General features: G+C 66.7%; 14 protein-coding genes. 9 read left to right on the forward strand and 5 right to left on the reverse strand.

What is annotated here, in order from left to right:
• Nucleotides 1-100 precede the first annotated feature (100 nt).
• Nucleotides 101-505 (forward strand): hypothetical protein, encoded by a 405-nt coding sequence (locus N7L95_RS25645; protein ID WP_301260460.1) that lies wholly within the window; start codon nt 101-103, stop codon nt 503-505.
• A gap of 1,029 nt (nt 506-1,534) precedes the next feature.
• Nucleotides 1,535-3,637, forward strand: coding sequence for a site-specific integrase (locus N7L95_RS25650; RefSeq protein ID WP_301260461.1), 2,103 nt, complete (start codon nt 1,535-1,537; stop codon nt 3,635-3,637).
• A gap of 326 nt (nt 3,638-3,963) precedes the next feature.
• On the opposite strand, the gene N7L95_RS25655 is transcribed toward N7L95_RS25650, so the two are convergent.
• Complete coding sequence (locus tag N7L95_RS25655) at nt 3,964-5,028, reverse strand: ParB/RepB/Spo0J family partition protein (RefSeq protein WP_301260462.1); 1,065 nt, start codon at nt 5,026-5,028, stop codon at nt 3,964-3,966.
• Between the two features lie 2 nt (nt 5,029-5,030).
• Nucleotides 5,031-6,203 carry a ParA family protein gene (locus N7L95_RS25660; RefSeq protein ID WP_301260463.1) on the reverse strand — a complete coding sequence of 391 codons (1,173 nt, stop codon included), beginning with the start codon at nt 6,201-6,203 and terminating at the stop codon, nt 5,031-5,033.
• 896 nt (nt 6,204-7,099) lie between these two features.
• Here N7L95_RS25660 and N7L95_RS25665 point away from each other — a divergent pair.
• The 5 genes from N7L95_RS25665 (at nt 7,100) to N7L95_RS25685 (ending at nt 13,395) form a co-directional block, all read left to right on the forward strand.
• Nucleotides 7,100-8,479 (forward strand): replication initiation protein, encoded by a 1,380-nt coding sequence (locus N7L95_RS25665; RefSeq protein WP_301260464.1) that lies wholly within the window; start codon nt 7,100-7,102, stop codon nt 8,477-8,479.
• A gap of 75 nt (nt 8,480-8,554) precedes the next feature.
• Nucleotides 8,555-9,289 carry a SanA/YdcF family protein gene (locus N7L95_RS25670; RefSeq protein ID WP_301260465.1) on the forward strand — a complete coding sequence of 245 codons (735 nt, stop codon included), beginning with the start codon at nt 8,555-8,557 and terminating at the stop codon, nt 9,287-9,289.
• Nucleotides 9,290-10,068: 779 nt separating this feature from the next.
• A complete protein-coding gene (locus tag N7L95_RS25675; RefSeq protein ID WP_301260466.1) occupies nt 10,069-12,738 on the forward strand; it encodes a PAS domain-containing protein in 2,670 nt (889 codons plus the stop codon).
• A 61-nt stretch (nt 12,739-12,799) separates the two neighbouring features.
• A complete protein-coding gene (locus tag N7L95_RS25680) occupies nt 12,800-13,081 on the forward strand; it encodes a YlcI/YnfO family protein (protein WP_301260467.1) in 282 nt (93 codons plus the stop codon).
• The gene (locus N7L95_RS25685) at nt 13,078-13,395 is read left to right on the forward strand and encodes a type II toxin-antitoxin system RelE/ParE family toxin (protein WP_301260468.1); all 318 of its coding nucleotides are present in this window, start codon (nt 13,078-13,080) and stop codon (nt 13,393-13,395) included. Before N7L95_RS25680 ends, N7L95_RS25685 begins: the two co-directional genes overlap by 4 nt.
• Before the next feature lie 127 nt (nt 13,396-13,522).
• On the opposite strand, the gene N7L95_RS25690 is transcribed toward N7L95_RS25685, so the two are convergent.
• The 3 genes from N7L95_RS25690 to N7L95_RS25700 all read right to left on the reverse strand — a co-directional run bounded on the left by N7L95_RS25690 (nt 13,523) and on the right by N7L95_RS25700 (nt 15,667).
• Entirely contained in the window at nt 13,523-14,056 is a 534-nt protein-coding gene (locus N7L95_RS25690) for a hypothetical protein (RefSeq protein WP_301260469.1), read from the reverse strand.
• A 175-nt stretch (nt 14,057-14,231) separates the two neighbouring features.
• Complete coding sequence (locus N7L95_RS25695; protein WP_301260470.1) at nt 14,232-14,783, reverse strand: GNAT family N-acetyltransferase; 552 nt, start codon at nt 14,781-14,783, stop codon at nt 14,232-14,234.
• A gap of 293 nt (nt 14,784-15,076) precedes the next feature.
• Nucleotides 15,077-15,667: a TetR/AcrR family transcriptional regulator gene (locus N7L95_RS25700; RefSeq protein ID WP_301260471.1), complete on the reverse strand. Its 591-nt coding sequence runs from the start codon at nt 15,665-15,667 to the stop codon at nt 15,077-15,079.
• A 191-nt stretch (nt 15,668-15,858) separates the two neighbouring features.
• Here N7L95_RS25700 and N7L95_RS25705 point away from each other — a divergent pair, with 191 nt between their 5' ends.
• Both N7L95_RS25705 and N7L95_RS25710 read left to right on the forward strand, forming a co-directional pair.
• Nucleotides 15,859-16,872: an NAD(P)-dependent oxidoreductase gene (locus N7L95_RS25705; RefSeq protein ID WP_301260472.1), complete on the forward strand. Its 1,014-nt coding sequence runs from the start codon at nt 15,859-15,861 to the stop codon at nt 16,870-16,872.
• A 47-nt stretch (nt 16,873-16,919) separates the two neighbouring features.
• Nucleotides 16,920-17,939, forward strand: coding sequence for a saccharopine dehydrogenase family protein (locus tag N7L95_RS25710; RefSeq protein ID WP_301260473.1), 1,020 nt, complete (start codon nt 16,920-16,922; stop codon nt 17,937-17,939).
• Nucleotides 17,940-17,966 lie beyond the last annotated feature (27 nt).

A 17,966-nucleotide genomic window follows, 5' to 3' on the forward strand; every position in this document is an offset into this window, starting at 1 on the left:
AAATTCCAAGCCGGTGTTGCGGCTTCGGCGCTTGCCTTGGGCCTCGCGGGTAGGGGAAGGGTAAGGACCCAGGTCATCCAGGCCATGCGCCGGAGATGAATTGCTGCGCCCGCTGCTCGATATCGAAGAATGGTTGGGCTGCACGGACTGGGTCGCTCCGCTCCCTGCCGAACCACACAAAGCAGGTGCAAGGCGTGTCCTGAGAAGCAACACGCCTTTGCTCTGCCCTGCTCCACCTTATAGGGCTTTGGCTTTGGCTTTGGCTTTGGCTTTGGCTTTGGCTTTGGCTTTGGCTTTGGCTTTGGCTTTGGCTTTGGCTTTGGCTTTGGCTTTGGCTTTGGCTTTGGCTTTGGCTTTGGCTTTGGCTTTGGCTTTGGCTTTGGCTTTGGCTTTGGCTTTGGCTTTGGCTGAGGCTGAGGCTGAGGCTGAGGCTGAGGCTGAGGCGGTTCACCGGCTAGAGTTCCTTCAGGTGCCCAATGCTCGCTTCAGCCGCTATCCGGAGTAGCGGCAAGGATGCCCTCACCCTCACCTGTTGTGTGAGCCAGTCGTTTAGCGGGCAAGCAGAAGGCACCCCAAACCGCGACAGCCACCTGTGCCGACTCGAGGAGTCCCTGCCGTCTGTGGAGTGAGTGGCACAGCCGTCAGCAATGAGGTGGTCGCGGAGAAGGCGAAAGCACGGGCGGCCGTGCTGACTGCTTGCAAGACAAGGAGCTCTAGCCGCACGGACCGCTATGGTTCAACTCGTTTGCAAAGGCGGAGATCGCTGTTGTCGTGACAGAAGCGAACCGGCGGATAGCGGCAGCGGCAGCGGCAGCGGCAGCGGCAGATTCTGCTCCGCGGACCGTGCATCGAGGTGGAAGCCGGCGAGATGCATCAGGCCCGCCTGACCGCTGCGCGTGTCGCTACCGTCAGCTGCGGCCCGCGCTTGGTCATCGATTTGTTGAGGGGGTGGCGTCTTGGCAGCCGTGCCTCCCTGCTCCACTGCTGCGCGAAACCGCTCCCCAGTGGATGGGAGTTGCGCCTCGCTCGCCACAGGGGTTCAGTGAACAGACCCTCTTGTTGCCCTGTTCCGCCTGCCGGACCGGCCAGCATCCAGAGCAGCGAAGGTGGCCCTCCCCGCGCAGCGCTTGGTGTTCTACCTGGTGTCGCAGCGCCTCGCCCGGACGTCTCTACTACAGCGAGAAACAGAGCGTTGTGATGCCGTCTCTGATAGTCCTGATGGATTCATGATCTGGCACGATCGTGCCGCCCTGCCCTGTGGCCCAGGCAAAACCGAGCCGCAACTCATACGAAACGGCAGGGGTGGGACGGTCCTACCCCCCTCCACATCACCTTGGCCGTTCGGCTGGCGACGTCGTTTCGGTTTCGCTCCCACGCCAACCACCGAGTGAGATTCGCGCCGGTCCCTGCTCTGTCTTGCGAACGGCTCAACTCGTTGCTCGCCGTCTCACTGCGCGCGTGTGAAGCAGCCTCGTGCCGAAGAGATCACCCGCGTCTCTGGCCCGGGATACCTGCGGCTGACGCCTTGCAGGCCATGCGCCATACAAGCAATGCACCGGACGAGGTGTACCCGCCCGAGAAGGCCGGCGCCCGCGGCCAAATTCCCGATGATTATTGTTATTATCATCGTATACAGAACATGCCAGCGTTCCTGGGATTTCTGGCCCGTTTAGGTCATTTCCCTAATCAGAACAAGTATTTAGCCGCCATGACGCGCCCCGCCTCGCCTGTTGCCCGCCGAGAACTCACCCGTGCTCACGTGGCCTTCTACAGGGCCGTTGTTGAAGGTGTCGAACGCCGGAAGGCGTGGGAGCTCTACCTCAGTTTGGATGGCGACTTCAGTGACGCTCATTGTGCTGCGACGCTCGAATGGGTTCGCCAGACCCTCATCGCCGAGGCGATGTCTGCTGGCCAACCGGAGCTGATTGGCCTGTTCCGGCGCGATCCGGAACGGGTCAGGGTCAGTGAACGACCGACGTTGAACGAGTTTGCGACGCAGTTTGCAGACGCGGGTGAGTTTTCGGAAGCCGAGCTGACCGAGCTCTGGAAAGAGCAGTACGGAGAGGCGGATGGCAGTGATGCGCGCCGCGCCAGGCTCAGCCGCCGCCTCCGGGACGCCCTGCTCCTGGTGGAGAAAGCGGGGCGCAAGCAGGCACAAGCGACAGACCCCGTTGCCATGTGGTTGGCACCTCGGCTCTCATCCAGGCTGGCGGAAGCCGGGCTGCTTACCCTTGTAGACGTCCGCAGCGCCCTTGACCGCCGGAAGACGCCGCGCTGGGAAGAAGTGCCCGGCGTTGGCGAAGTGTGGGCCGATCGCCTTGCCGCATGGCTTGCGCAGGTCGGCATCCAGGCACCCTCTCAGCCTCCGGTGCCACTCGCCCCGGCCCACCCCTTGCGCCCCCTGGAGCGGCTCACCGTAGCCGAGCTTCATCCACTGCCCTCTGCCAATGAACCCCTTGTGCCCGTCCCGCGGCCCGCATTCGCAGAGATCGCAAGCGATAAGGACGCGGTCGAGCGCTGGCTGAGCGAGAAGGGTGGCAACCGCCATACGCTGCGCGTTTATCGTCGCGCCAGTGAGCGTCTGCTGCTGTGGTGCCAGCTCGAACGGCAGCTGCCCTTCGGGCGGCTCACGCCTGACGATGGCGCACTGTACTGCCGCTGGCTCTCGCAACTGGGCCGGAAATCCGTCGAGGTGTGGGCCGCGGAGGGGTGGCGCCTTCCCGCCGACGCATGGGTCAGCACCGCCCGCGCAGCGAGGCGCGACTCGCCAGAATGGCGGCCGTTCGAGGGCCCGCTGTCGCCGGCCTCCGTGAGACAGGATCTGGCGGTGGTGAAGGCCTTGTTCGCTTTTCTTCGGCGCCATGCCTACCTGAGCAACGCTCCCTGGGAGGGTGTACAGCCAGCAGAGATGCTGCCTGCCGAGGATAAGAATGAGGACGCCGCCGAAGGCACACGGAGGCCGGCCCGCCAGGACTGGGTTCATCTACTTGATGGGCTCCAGCAAGCCCAACCGACAAACGATCGAAATGCCAGGCTGCGTGTCGTCCTGTGGCTGGGCCTGGGCTGCGGCCTCAAGGCCTCGGAAATGTTGAGCCTGACCGTGGGCAGCTTGGCTCCAACAAAGGACGGCTGGCAGCTTCGAGTTGCAGCAGGTGCTGCCAATGAGAGGCAAGTGCCCCTGCCGGCGCCTGCTAAAGCAGCGCTTTTTGACTACCTCGAACAGCTGGGCTTGGACGGCCGCGAGGTTCCCACACTGCCCGCCGACGTGTTGGCCGCCCCACTGCTGCGCTCGCAGAAGGGCCGTCGTGCTGCTGGTCGAGGAGTACCGTCGCAAGGTCTGCGCTATACGCAGCTGTACACCGACCTCAAGTCGTACTTCGCCTCTCGGGCAAGAGAGCTGGAGCCTGTGAACCCTGCCGCGGCAGCCCGGATTCGCCGGGCATCGACCCAATGGCTGCGCTACTCCTGCGCCGCCGCATCGGCGGAGGTGGGGATCGGAATTACCGGCATCCAGCAACTGCTGGGTCACGCGCATGTGCGCAGCACGGCCGCCTACTTCCAGGATTCGAAGCCGCAGCTGCAATCGGCAATGGAGCGCGTCGCTGACCTGCTGCTCTCGGGTCCGTCCGCACGCTGATGGGAGAGCCGGTGGTGCGCTGCCTGGCGTCGTCTCGATCCCGTTGAGCACTGGATACTCAAGGCGTGAGGGACGATGCATAGGGAAGGGGTGGGACCGTCCTACCCCCGCTTTGCAGGCCGGACACGGTCGGGGCAGGCGGTTCCTGCGATCGGGTTTGAGTGGCAATGCAGGGTGGTGTGGGGTGGGACGGTCCCACCCCTACGCGCGCTCACTGTGCGGGCGGCTCCTGCAGCTCCGCTCGTATCGCCACACACCGCGCGCCTCCAATGAAAAAGGGGTGGGACCGTCCCACCCCTTCTGCGAAGGTTGAAGTCAGCGCCGATTCATTCGATCAGCTGGCGGATCGCACGGGCCAAATCGTCCCACTTCTCAGGAGGAAACAGGTCGGGCGGCAGCTGAATCACGGTGCGCCCTTTCCCATCCACAGAAAGAAGCGCCGCTTGGCCCGATGGCAGCTGGACGGAGCGCGAAGGAGGCAAGGCCAACTCACTGGGTGGTGTGCGCAGGCATGCGGTCAAACGGGCAAACACGTCGGCAGCAGGTACCAGACCGCCTTGTTTTCCAATCTCCCGGGCAGCCGCGAGCACGGCTTCCTGGTGCTCGTTCAGAGCCCTCTCCAGGTCGGTTGCCCACCGGAACTGGATCGAATTGGGCGACGGGAAAGCGCTGGTCACCTCTTGCGGCAGCTTCGCGATGCGCATGGCTTTTCCGATATCGCTCACGCTGCGTCCAATGGCGGCACCCAACTTGGTGGCGGAAGGAAACAGCTTCTCTTCGATGGCGCGGAGGTACATGCGCCCTTGCTCCCACGCCGACAGACTTTCCCGCCCCCGGTTCTCCCGCTCCATCTCCACGAAGAGCAGGGAATCGTCGAGCTCGGCCACCACCGCCAGCACCGGCAGCCCCAGCTCCAGGCAGGCACGGTGCCGTCGGTGGCCGAACACCACTTCGTACTTCACTGCATCGTCATCGGCCTTGCGCCCGGAAATGGGGCGCACCTTGATCGGCTGGACATTGCCCCCGGCGTCCAGAATTTCGCGTTTGAGCGCGTCGAAGGCCTCACCGCTGAAAGCGTCCGGATGCCGGTTCGCCCACCGACTGGGTGCGATGCTGCGAGGATCCAGGCGTTGAGCGCCACGTTCGCCAGCCAGTCGTTCCACCTCGGATTCAAGCTCCTCGATGCGCCCTTCCAGCTTGTTGGTCTCGAAAACAGTGGTGGTGAGCAGTCCTACGCCGGTTCGCGGCGCAGCCCGCGGAACGACGGGCGCAGGTTGCGATGGAGCGGCGGCCCCTTCTGTCGCCGCCTCGCCTGGGGTATCGAGGCCGCTGGTGGGCAACACGAAGTTGATCCCCGCTCCTTTTTTCTTGGTGGGATAAGAAGAAGCCATTGTCATGCTCCGAGTTGCCGGCGCCAGAACGCCTGGGTCTGGTCTTCGATCAGTTCAACGAACCTCTCGTACGCCTCATAGGCGCGCTTGAAAGTGCGGGTGCTTGCGTTGGCAGGGCTGCTGTCGTAGACGGTGCCGAACTCGGCACTCGACGTGCTGACAGCCGCCGCTTTCGGGATCTCGACCGGAAGCACCTTGTCGGTGTATGCGGCAGAAATCCATTCGCGAACATAGGTGCTCGCGCCATCGTTCGTGTCCACTTTCGACAGCAGGATGTCGATGAAGGCGAATTCCTTCTCGCCACCGCGATTCGCGACCAGCTGTGTGGTCAGGTCTGAGAACAAGTCCCAGAACTGCGCGCTGGAGGCGAAATCCAGTGCGTTCGGCGGCAGCGGCATGATGATCCCGTCGCTGGCCATCAGGGCATTGATGGTGGTGTAGGAGAGAGCGGGCGGTGTGTCGATCAAGATGACGTCGTAGTCCAGGCGAGCTGGATCGATGCCGTAGTTCAGCACGTTCCAGAATTCGAACTTCGGGTCCTTGCTCTGCTTCGCGGGCAGCACAAACTCCGCCGAGAACAGCAGCGAGGCGGCTGCGACCAGATCGATGCCATCCCAATATGTCGGCCGGATTGCGTAGCCGATTTCAGACTGTGCGCCACTGAACAGCGGCAACACGGTGTCGTCGACGTTGACCTCGGAATCGGGCAGCAGTCCGAACAGTGTGGTCAGGCTGCCTTGTGGATCGCAGTCAATCACCAGCACCCGGTGTCCTCGAAGACTCAAGCCCTGGGCAAGGGTCAGGGCCGTGGTGGTCTTGGTGACGCCGCCCTTGAAATTGCCGACGGCGATGGTGATCGCCTCTGCACCCTCCGGACGGAGTTCGTCTCGACGTATGTCCCGGATCCAATGGCGCACTTCCGGCTGAGTGAACTCACGGCGTGAGCCCGTGCTGTTGAGCCGGCCGGTGGGCAGGTCTCCTTTGCGAATTCGATAGTCCACCTGGGACTTGTCGAGGCCGGTTAAGGCCATCAGCTGTGAGGTGTTGTAGGTCGGGGCTTTTTTGCGGGAGTTCGGGGCAAGCATGGCCCCCCGGACTTGCGCAACGACCGATTTGACACGGTCGGCCTGTTCGCCAATGGCGTCCAGGGTGATGGGTTTTGCTGCGGTCACCATAAGGTTCGCTTTCTCTGCCTTTCTTGTCGCTGTCGCGGGCGACCGCGACACCTGCGGATTCTATGGCACACGCGACTTTTGGCGACACCGGCGTTTTCTGCGTCTTGGACTGTCCTCAAGGTCGGATTTCCAGGACAGTTCGCGAGACGGGGTCTTATCCACAGCCGCCATGGTCTTCAAAAGATTTAAGCCTTTAAGAGTTTGGCGGAGAAAAATCCTTTTAAATCAATGAGTTATACCGACTTGCGTCCGGGAAGTGCTCGACATCCGTCCGGGAAGACCCCCAAACCCGTCCGGGAAGACCGTGCAAGTTGTCCGTCGCTGATCGGAACTGTCCTGCTTCTCCGGGGCCGAGGGCGATGGATCACCCAATTTCGCCGCTGGTGGCGGCTGCCGGGCGCATGGCGTGCGGCTTGTTGCCAACTGTCCAGGTTTTCCGGTGCCCTGGGCACACCGCGTCCTTCCTCTAGCAGGGTGCCGGGGCGCTGAAGTGTCCGGGAATTCGGGCCGGAACGGGGGTCGCCGCTGCGCGGAAGTGTCCGCACTTCCCGGTGCGACGCCCGAGACGCGGGTGGCCTCCAACTGTCCTGAATTTCGAGCCCGGCGCTTGAGGACTGCACCTCGCAAGTGTCCGGCTTTCCCGGCGCCTTGCGGCGCGGGCGCCATTCTGCGAACTGTCCGGGCTTTCGAGTGACGCAGGCTGGCTAAGCCATTGATTTTTCGTTGCCGGCGCGTTCCGCTGCGGTTCAGCGTCGCGCAACAGGAGTGCCGAACTGTCCGGAAAGTCCGGCCCCGGTGCGTTGGCAGCCTTTCCGGCCGGCTGCCGAACTGTCCAACCCGCTGTGGATCCCCGATTCCAAAAATGTCCGCTTGCGGTTGGACATATACTTCCTGGTATGGAGCCGGCGGGAAACAAGCGCAAGAGAGAAGGGCTGCCCACCACGCTGAACAAGCCGGTGGCGGCGTTGGCCATCGTGCCGTTGAACCGCAACCTGACCGTCACCGCCCGCAAGGCCTACAACGTGATGCTGCACATCGCGCAAAACGCCGGCGATACCGGGGATCTGGGCTTCAGTGCGCCCCTCAATGCCATCCTGAGGGGGTTCGGTGTGGGCAACAACGTGGCCACCGACGCGAAGCGCTACATCGACCAGATGACCTCCACCAAGATCGAGTGGCGGCCGCTCACCGAGGGCGAACAGTGGCAGTTGCCCAACGACGGCCGCGACCCGTCCCTGCTCGAATGGCGCGCTGGCGAGGAGGCTCGCGATGAACTGCGCATCTTCAACATGTTGGCGGAAGTGCGCCTCTACAAGAAGGCCGGCGAAAACTGGGTGACCTGGTTTTATCCTCCCACCATCAAGGAACAGATGCTGGGGCCGCATCGCTGGGCCAGGCTGGAGCTGGAAGTGATCGCCCAGCTCGGGACGTACACCGCGGTGGCCTTGTATGAGATTTGCGCGCGCTACCGGGACAACCCGGCGGGTGTTACTTCACGCCACCCGTGGAGCTGGTGGGTCGACGTCTTGAAAGGCTCGGAAGCGGGCAAGCAACGCGAGTGGCGCAAGTTCAAGAACGAGTTCGTCAATCCAGCGATCCGCGAGATCAACGAGGTCAGCGAGATCGAGATCGAGTTGCTGGAATACAAGCAGGGCCGTGCGATCGCCGACGTGCAGTTCGCCGTGAGGAAAAAGGCGCCGCAGGCTTTGCCCAACAAGCCCCAGCCGCCGGATGTCTCGCAGCTGTTGCGCGCTGCGCGCCTCGGCATTCGGGAGAGTGATGCGGAAGCCCTGCTGGAGCGCTACGGCGATGCGGCCATGACCCATGCGCTGGACGCGATGGAGCGCCACATGAGCCACCACGCCTCCAAGACGATCTTCAACAAGAGCGCCTATCTGAAGTCCATCCTGCTCGGCAAGACCGCGAGCTTCGGCGAGACCGAGGCGCCGCCGCTGGAGAACCCGCCGCCCAGCACCCGGGCTGCCGCTCCGCGACTGGCCAGTGCGGAGTCCGACGAATGGCGTGCCCGGCGCTTGGCCGAGATCCAGACCGAGTTCGAAGCCCTGAGCGCGCAGGAACAGGCGCAATGGGTCGAGAAGCTGCGGCTGGACGCGGTCTACCGTGGCGGCGTCAGCGCCACGGTGATGCGCCGCCTGGAGGCCGGGGCTTGGCGATCGCCCCTCGTGAAGGCAATGGTGATCCGCTTCTATGCGAGTGCTCGCCATGGCTCCGACTGGGCCGAGCTGCCTCAGGGCATGGCTTCGGCGGCGGAATGAGAGGCTGCGGGGCGGGCGGCCGGTGACATGCCGGGCGGTCACGCAGCGCAGGACGACAACCACTGGAGGGAAGGCATGGGAATCGGCATGGCGCGCAGCTGGCGGCGTGGCATCGTGCGAGGGGGCCTGGTGGGGCTGGCCGCCGCGGGCGTCATGCTCGGTTACGCCCACTGGCAGGTGGAGTCGGCGGCCCGGGGCCGGATTGCGGCAACACCCGAAGCGGCGGGGCCGCAGCCGGTGGCGCTGCTGCTCGGCACGGCGCCCGAAACCCGGGGGCGTCCCAACTTCTTCTATGTCGAGCGCCTTCGCGCGGTGGTGCGCCTGTGGCAGCTGGGTCGGGTGCGCGCGGTGCTGATCAGCGGCGACAACTCGCGGCCCGACTACAACGAGCCGGACAGGATGAAGGCCGATCTGGTGGCTGCCGGCATCCCGGCGGCATTCATCACTTGCGACTATGCCGGCCTGCGCACGCTGGACTCGGTGGTGCGTGCGCGGCAGGTGTTCGGCTTGCAGCGGGTGCTCATCGTCTCGCAGCGCAGCCATGTGGAGCGGGCCATCTACCTGGCGTCACGGGTTGGGCTGGATGCGCAGGGCCTGGCGGCCGCCGATGCACCTCGCTGGTGGCAGGTGCGCCAGCAGGCGCGGGAAGCGCTGGCGAGGGTGGGTGCCGTGTTGGACTTGGTGGTGGGCCGCCAGCCGCGACACCTCGGCTCCCCAGTGCCGGTACCGCTGGTGCCTCCCAGTGCGACCGGCGGGCAGCCGCCGGCTCTGCCGGCAGCACTGCCGGCCACTGCCTCCGGGCCCGCCTGAGACGCCAGCCGTCGGGCGCGCCGTGAAAGACTCGCGGCGCGGGCAGCTTGCACAAACATGAGGCAGCCTGATGACACCCCGCATCAACAGAGGCTGCGCGAGCACCGACTACAGCTTTTCCACAGGGCCATCCACACGGACTGTGGAGTTCTACAGGAGGCGAGAAAAAGGGCTTGGTGTTGCAGCGATGTGGAGCGTCGCAGACGGCGCATTCCTCGCCTGCAGGAGCCCGTGGTGAGTGCGTGCGCTCACTGTGGTGAAGCTGTGCACCGACTGCCCACAGACTTGTTCACACGGTTGCAGAGAGGCAGCGCCACTCCGCACACCGGGAACCGCATGGCTGGGGGTTGCACGTCCGTGCCGGAGGGGGGCCGGCGTGACGACCGCGCCGTCTCCTGAAGGGTCTCCCGCCGGCCGCGGGGCGGCACCGTCCTTCCCGGTGTGACTGCTGCAGCGCCGTCGTGTCGGAGGTGCTGACGCAGCGTCTTCGCCCACAGCGCGGTCGGGTGATCCGCGGCTCGCAGGCGGGTTGCCCGGCTGACTCGCTTGTCGGCTTCGGCTCGGCTCGGCTCCCTGCTTGCCCCGGCCGGGCCGGCGACGTGCCGTGCAGTCCACACGCCGGCGCCTGGCATGCCGGGTGCAGCACTGCTGGAGTGACTCATGCGGCCTGGCCCTGCGTTTCGGGGCATCGCGTCATCAGGCCTCGGCTTCGCCTTCAGTTCGGGCTTTCGGATGGAGGGCCGCGTCGCAAAATTGATGGATCTCACTACGCCTTAGCCATGCCTTTGACTCTCGGCTCCGTCCAACGCAAGCTCGCCCGGGTGCTGCTGGCCGCGGTCGTGCTGTTGATGGCGGCGGTGGCTGGCAGCTTCTATCTCGGCCGCGTCGCCGAAGCGACGGATGACCTGCGCGACGCCGCTGCAGGGCGACTGGCCGCGCTCGACACCATGCTCACCAGCGTGCTGGATGCCGAGACGGGCCAGCGCGGTTTTGTCATCACTGGCCTCGAGAAGTACCTCGATCCCTACCTTGGCGCCCGCGAACGGGTGGTGGCAGCGACGGCGCGCGCGCGCGAGCTGTACCGCGGCGATGCGCTGGCGCTGCAGCGGCTGGCTGCCCTGAGTGCCTTGCAGGACGCCAAGCTGGCTGAACTGCAACGGGTGGTGGAGGTGCGCCGCAGCCAGGGCGAGGCGGCGGCTCGCCAGCTGGTGCTGCAGGACGTCGGTCGCGAGTACATGCAGCAGATTCGGCAGGGCGTGCACGAATTGCAGGAGCGCGAGCAGGTGGGCTACCAGTCGCTGGTGGCGCTGGCCGAGTCGCGTCGCCGTGCCGTGCTGTATGCGGAGGGCTGCGCGGGCTTGCTGATGCTGGCGGTCGCCTTCGCTGCCTATCGCTCGCTGATGTCCCAGGCCGAACGGCAGGAACAACGGTCGCGGCAGCTGGAGATCGAGGCGCTGAGCGAGAAGCGACTGCGCGCGATCACCGACAACCTGCCTGCCCTGATTGCCCACTTTGACACCGCGCAGCGCTACCTGTTCGCGAACGCCCATTTCCGCCATGCCCTGTCGGTCGATCCCCGGGCCCTGATCGGCAAGGCGCTGGCCGACGGGCTGGATCCGGCCGAGCACGAGCGGCTGCAGCCCTTCATCCGTGCGGTGCTGGCGGGCCAGTCAGTCAGCTTCGAGAGTCGCCTGGGCAGTGGGCGGCAGACCTTCCAGCAACACCTCGTGCCGGACCGCGCGCCCGACGGCAGCGTGTGCGGCTTCTATTCGATCTCCTTCGACATCACCGGGCTGAAGGCGGCCGAGGCGCAGCGCCAGGACAGCGAGGCCCGCATCCGCCACATCCTCACCCACGCGCCGGACGCCTACATTGGCATGGACCGGCAGGGACGGATCACCGAATGGAATCGCCAGGCCGAGCTGACGTTCGGCTGGACCCGCAACGAGGTGATGGGACAGGACCTCGCCCCGCTGCTGATCCCGGAAGCCGCGCGGGCCGCCCATGTCGCTGGCCAGCGCGCCTTTTCGGTGAGCGGGCGGGGGCCCTTGCTGAACAAGCGCATCGAGGTGACGGCCCTGCATCGGGACGGCCGGGAGATCCCGGTCGAGATTTCCATCACCGGTGTGCGCGCGGAGGACGGCTTCGGCGCCAGTGCCTTCCTGAGGGACATCACCGACCGCAAGGCGGCGCAAGCCAAGCTGGAAGCCGGGCGCAAGCGCCTGCGTGACGTCACCGACAACGTGCCGGCCCTGATCGGTTATTTCGATGCCGAGGAGCGCTGCCACTTCGTCAACGGCCCGGCGCAGCGCCTGCTGAAGCTGCCGGATGACTATGAGGGCCTGAGCCTGCGCTCGGCCATCGGCGAAACCCTGTATGCGGTGTATGCGCCGCATGTCGCTGCCGCGAAGCAAGGCCAGCGCGCGGCCTTCGATGCCGTGAGCCGCGGCAACACCCGCTCGCGCGAGCACCAGACCCACCTGATCCCCGACTGGAATACCGAAGGCAATGTGCAGGGCTTCTATGTCCTGGTCTTCGATGTCACTGCGCTGAAGGAGGCCGAGCAGGCCCGTGCGGAGGGCGAGCGGCGGCTGCGTGCGATCACCGACAACCTGCCGGCCCTGATCACCTACATCGATGCCGGGCAACGCATCGTCTTCGCCAACGCGACCTTCAAGGACTGGCTGGGCGTGCCACCGTCGCAGATGCTGGGCCGCCCGCTCGGCGAGGTGATCGGCCCGGTGCTGCTGGATCAGCGGCGCGAGCATCTCGATGCGGCGCTGCGCGGCGAAAAGGTGTCGTTTGAAATGCGCTCCCAGGCCATGGGCGTCGAGCGCCACCTGAAGACGGTCTACATCCCCGACCGCCGGCCGAATGGCGAGGTTGCCGGGCTGTTCGCGCTCAGCACCGATGTCACCGCGATGAAGGAAGTGGAGCAGCAGCTGCAGCAGCTGGCCCGGGTGGACACGCTCACCGGCCTGGCCAACCGGCGGCAGTTCGATGAGAAGCTGGCCGAGGCTCTGCGGCGCCGGCGGCGCTATGAGCGGGAGTTGGCGGTGCTCTTCCTGGACGTGGACCGCTTCAAGGCCATCAACGACACGCATGGCCATGCCGCTGGCGACCTGGTGCTCGCCGAATTCGCCCGCCGGCTGCAGTCGTGTGTGCGCTCGACCGACACGGTGGCCCGGCTGGCGGGCGACGAATTCGTCATCCTGCTGGAGGGGCTGGGCCAGGCCAGCGAGGCGTCGGCGGTCGCCGAAAAGATCCGCGCGGCGCTGCGGCTTCCGTTCAACCTGCCGACCGAGCGGCTGACGGTGACCTCAAGCATCGGCATTGCCATTGTCGACGAGGAAACAGACTCCCCGGCGGCGCTGCTTGCGCGGGCCGACGAAGCGCTCTACAGCGCCAAGCGGGCGGGCCGCAACAGCTTCTCCGTGATGCATCACTGACCTGCAGCGCCGGGGAACGCGGCCGGAGGAGGTGCATCGCAATTGCACTACAATGACTTGCATGAAAACCGCCACCATGCCCGCCGTCCGTGTCGAGCCCGAGCTCCGCGAGGAGGTCGAAGGCCTGCTCCGCGACGGTGAAACGCTGTCGCAGTTCGTCGAGAAGGCGGTGCGGGACAGTGTGGCCCGGCGCCGCAACCAGGCGGAGTTCCTGGCCCGCGGCCTGGCTTCGCTCGACCACGCCAAGCGCAGCGGCGACCATCTGCAGGCGGACACGGTGGTGGCCGCGCTGGAGCGCCGTCTTGCGCAGGCCAGGCAGCGGCAGGCCGCACCGCGACGGTGAGCTACGACGTTCGTTTGACGCGGGAAGCCGCCGAGGACCTTGAACGCCTGTTCGAATTCGTGCTGGAGCGCGAACTGGCCCGCGAGGCGGGTGACCTGGATCTTGCCGAACAGGCCTTGCACGCGATCAAGGCCGGAATCGAGACCCTGCGTGCCTCGCCGTTCACCTGCCGCAAGGCAGGCGATAGTCCGTTCCTGCGCGAGCTGGTGATTCCCTTCGGCCATGCTGGCTACGTCGCACTGTTCGAAATCGTCGACGACAAGACCGTGCTGGTCGCGGCGGTCAGGCATCAGCGCGAGGACGATTACCACTGAGCCGAGCCAGGCCGCAGGCGGCCGGGAAGGGGCGCCACCGGCGCTGGCGATTCACTGAGGGCCGCGCCGGTGGCAGCGCGCCGGCCGTCCAGGCCGGCGCACAGCGGCTAGCAGGTCGCGATGGGACTCACTTGCCGTCGCGGTCGGAGTCGCCCGGCATGGCGCGCTCCACGCGGTCGCTCAGGCGCTGCCAGGAGTCACGCGAGGCGTGCCGCGCTTGTTCCCACGACAGTCGCGAATTGCCGCGCGCGCTGTCCCAGCCTCCGGCCAGGTCGGCCTGCGTATCGTCCCAGCCCATGCCGGGATGGCGGTTGTAGAGATCCACGCCATAGCGGTACGCCGGACCGTAGTCGTCATAGGACGACCCTTCCTGCACATACGGCCGGTGCTCATAGTTGTCGCGCCAGTAGGCGTCTTCGACCGTCGGATCGATGCGCTCGGCGACGCCCTTGCCGGCCAGGCCGCCGACGATGGCACCGGCGGCCGCACCGATGGCTGTGCCCACCGGGCCGGCCACCGTACCCACGGCAGCGCCGGCTGCCATGCCGCCTGCAGCGGCGCCGATGCCGGTGCCGACCGGGTGGGCGCCCGGTGCGCCGGTGATGGGATCGCGATTGGCGCTGCCCTTGTCGCTGGAGTGGCTTCGAGAATGCATGTTCATGTGGTTCTCCTACAGGGGATGCTGGAAGACGCCCATGAAGGGCCGGCGCGGCCGGATGCCGCCTGCCTGTCTGTATTGGAGCCCACGCCGCCTTGCCCGGGCATCGGCGCCGCGGGCCCCGCGGCGTAGGACGCGGCCTACCCCGCCCGACGGCAGGCAACGCCGGAGGAGGCCCTCAAGCCGGACGCGTGCCGTCCAGCCACCGGTAGTAGAACAAGGCCACCTCGCGCGTGTCCGGCTGCTCGCCGCGGTAGAGCCAGGCATCCACACCGCCCAGCACGAAGCCATGGCGTTCGTAGAGCCGGCAGGCCGCCACGTTGTTGTTCTGCGTCTCCAGCATCAGCCCCGGCAGCCCTTGGGCGGCGGCCCAACGGCCCGCCGCATCGAGCAGGGCCGATGCAACGCCCTGCCGCCTCGCCCCGGCGTCGACGGCGATGTCCTCGATCAGTGCATAGCCGTTCCAGTTCGTGCTTATCGCCAGGTAGCCGGCCAAGGTGGCGCCACGCCGTGCGGCCAACAGCGCCTTGTCGGGTGCCTCGAGGTGCTCGCGGTAGTCCTCCGGATCAAAGCCATAGGCCTTTCGTTGCGGAGGCAGCGGCCTCAGCGAGCTGCTGGCCACTGGCCGGCCGATCTGCGGATCGAACTCGGCCTCGATCGAAAAACTGAAATCGCAACGCAGGGCATCGGTGAAAAAGTGCGGATCGGCCGCCTCGATACGAATCGTCATGCCGGCGAGCCTAGCATCGCCGGCCATGCGCCAGACCGGCTTCAGTGCCTTGCACAAAGTTGCGGCAATCTGATGACAGCCCGCTGCCACAGCGGCTCGGCGCGCGCCCCCTACAGCTTTTCCACAGCTCCATCCACATCGTCTGTGGACTGTGCCCGTGGCGCGGTTTTTCCACAGCCGGCGCCGGGCTGCAGAGCGCGCCGGCGTTGCCATGGAGAAGAAGCGCGTCTACTTGTTCCGGCGCCATGCACGCCTTGTCCACAGGCTTGTCCACGGCGGGCGAGGGGCGCGGCTCAGGCCGCGCCGGCCAGCCAGGCGACGATGAGCGACGCGAGGGCGGCAGTCGCTGCCGATTCCTCCACCCGGCCCTGCAGCATCTCGCGCGCAAGTGCCTCGCCGGCGCCGATGATGGCGACACAGCGCAGCCTCAGGGCCTTGCGTGACAGCCGGACGAGCGGCGCGAAGGCGTCGCAGTAGAGGGCCACGTAGCCGTCGATCAGCTCCTGCTGGAAGGCGTCCATCTGCTCGTCGCCCTTCAGTGCCGCGGAGATCGCGTGCCACTGCGGTCCCAGCTCGAGATAGCAGTGCATGTAGGCGCGGCTGACGACACGCGCCACGTCTTCCAGCCGCGGCTTGGTGCGCTCCAGCGCGTGCAGCAGCGCGGCCACCTGGCGCGCATCGAGCTCCTTGTACAGGGCGATCAGCAGGCCAGAGCGGGTCTTGAAGTGCTCATAGGCGATGGGCTTGCTGACGCCGGCGCGCTCGGCCAGACGGCCCAGCGTCAGCGCATCGGTGCCCTCTTCGCGCACGATGGCCATTGCAGTCTCGATCAATTGCTCGCGGCGCTGCGTCTTCGGCAGCCGTTTGGCGGGGGTGTCGTTCATCGGGTTCGGATCTCGGCGCAGCGGTGCGGACTGGGCTGATTGTCCTGCGTTTCGCTGCTTGCTTGACAAGCCGCTTCTCCCGTAATCTACTGTCCGTAACTTACTGATGGTAAGTTGATGAAGGCGAAACGTGACAGCGGCATGTGCCTTTCCGCTCTGTCCTCCTGTGACTCAATCGAACGGAGCTCCTGATGACCCTGCATACCCTTGGTCCCGTCCTGCTGGTGGGCGGCACCGGCACCGTCGGGCGGCTTGCCGCCCAGGCCTTGCGCCGCCTGCATCCGAGCCTGCCGCTGGCCATCGGCGGGCGCGACCTGGGGAAGGCCGAGGCACTGACCCGTGAACTGGGTGACGGCGTCACGGCCGTGGCGGTCGACCTCGACCGACCCGGCCTGGGGCTGGCGAGCGGCACGTCCTATGGCGCGCTGGTGCTGTTCGTCAAGGACCATGGCCTTCACGCGATGCGGCACGCCCAGGCCACCGGTGCCGCACTGCTTGGCATTTCCAGCGGATCGTTCGAGGTGGCGCCGGAAGTGGCCCGCTTCATCAGCCGCCCGAAGGCCGCCCCGGTGCTGATGTTGAGTCACTGGCTGGCCGGCGCGGCCTTGTTCCCAGCACTGCAGGCAGCACGCGAGTTTGAGAGGCTGGAGCGCATCGAGATCGGGGCGGTGCTCGACGAGCAGGACCTTGGCGGGCCCGCGGCGCATGCCGACTTCGAACGGTTGACCACCGCTGCGCCGCATGCCCAGATCCTCCGGCAGGGTCGTTGGGGCTGGGCGACCGGGGCCGATGCCCGTCGCCGCTTCCGTCGCGTCGATGGCGTCGAGGTGGAAGGCACGGCCTACGCCCCCCTCGACACGATGAGCCTGGCCACGGCCACCGGTGCCGCCGACGTCCGCTTTGACCTGGTGCTGGGCGAGAGCTCGAGTCGCCACCGGGGCGAGCCGTATTCGACCGAGATCCTCATCGAACTGGCCGGCCTGTTGAAGCAGGGCGGGCCCGGCCGCCGGCGGCTCGAGCTGGTGCACCCGCTGGGGCAAGCGCCGTTGACCGCCATGGGCGTTGCAGTGGCGGTCGAACGCCTGTTGGGCTGCGCGGGCGGCGCACCGGTCGCACCGGGGCTCTACCTGCCCGAGGTCTTGATCGACCCCGAGCATGCCGTGCAGCGGCTGCAGGCGGCCGGCGCACGCCTACGGCTGGCATGACGGCGGCCGCTCGCCTTTCCTCACTGGCCCCCAACACAGGAACTTCCATGATGTCCTCGATTGCCATTCCCTCGGTGCTGCTCGTCGGTGGCTCCGGCGCGGTCGGCCGCCGGGCTGCGCTGGCCCTGCGCCAACTCCATCCCGACTTGCCGATCACCATCGGCGGCCGTGACCTGGCCAAGGCCAGCCGCCTGGCCGACACGCTGGGCCGGGCCGATGCGGTGCGCATCGACCTCGACCGTGTCGACCTGGGCTTGCCGGCCCCGGCCAGGCACAGCGCCATTGCCGTGCTGATGAAGGACCCGACGCTGCGCACCCTGGCCCATGCGCAGCGGCACGGCATCCCTTACCTCGCCTTCTCGGACTTCGTGTTCGACATCGCTCCCCTGGTCGCCCGTGTCATCCATGCACCGCAAGCGGCGCCGGTGCTGTTGCTGGGTCACACCATGGGCGGGACCGCCGCGCTTGCCGCGCTGTACCTCGTGCAGGGCCTGCGCCGTGTCGATTCGCTGGACATCGCGGCGGTGCTCGACGAGCATGACGCGGGCGGGCCGGCCGCGCAGGCCGATATTTCGGAGCTGGCCCAAGGCGCTCCGCTGCCCCTGGTGCTGCAGGACGGCAGCTTTCGCTGGCTGCCGGCCGCGGCTGCAGGGCGCCGCTTCACCGGCGCGGACGGCCGTGTGCACCAGGGCCAGGCCTATCCCCTGATGGACGTCGCCAGCCTGGCGGCGGAGACCGACGCACGCTCGATACGGGTGGACCTGGCCCTGCGCCAGCGGCCTGCCGAGCGTGTGGCCGAGCTGTCGAACGAGGTCATCATCGAAGTCGCTGGCGAGCAGGCCGATGGCAGTGCGGTGCGACGGCGGCTCGAGCTGGTGCACGACGACACCTACTCCGCCCTCAGCGCATTCGGCGTCGCCATTGCGCTGGAGCGGCTGCTGGGCCTGGTGGGAGGCCCACCGGTCGCGGGCGGCCTGCACCAGCCGGAGCGGCTGCTGGACCCCGGCCACGTGATGGCCCGGCTGCAGGCCTTTGGCGTGCGCTGCACCGCGGCCTCGACATCCTGACCATGGCCGGCCGGTACGTGTGGGTCG

It is taken from the genome of Eleftheria terrae, from assembly GCF_030419005.1.
Lineage (GTDB): Bacteria > Pseudomonadota > Gammaproteobacteria > Burkholderiales > Burkholderiaceae_C > Caldimonas > Caldimonas terrae.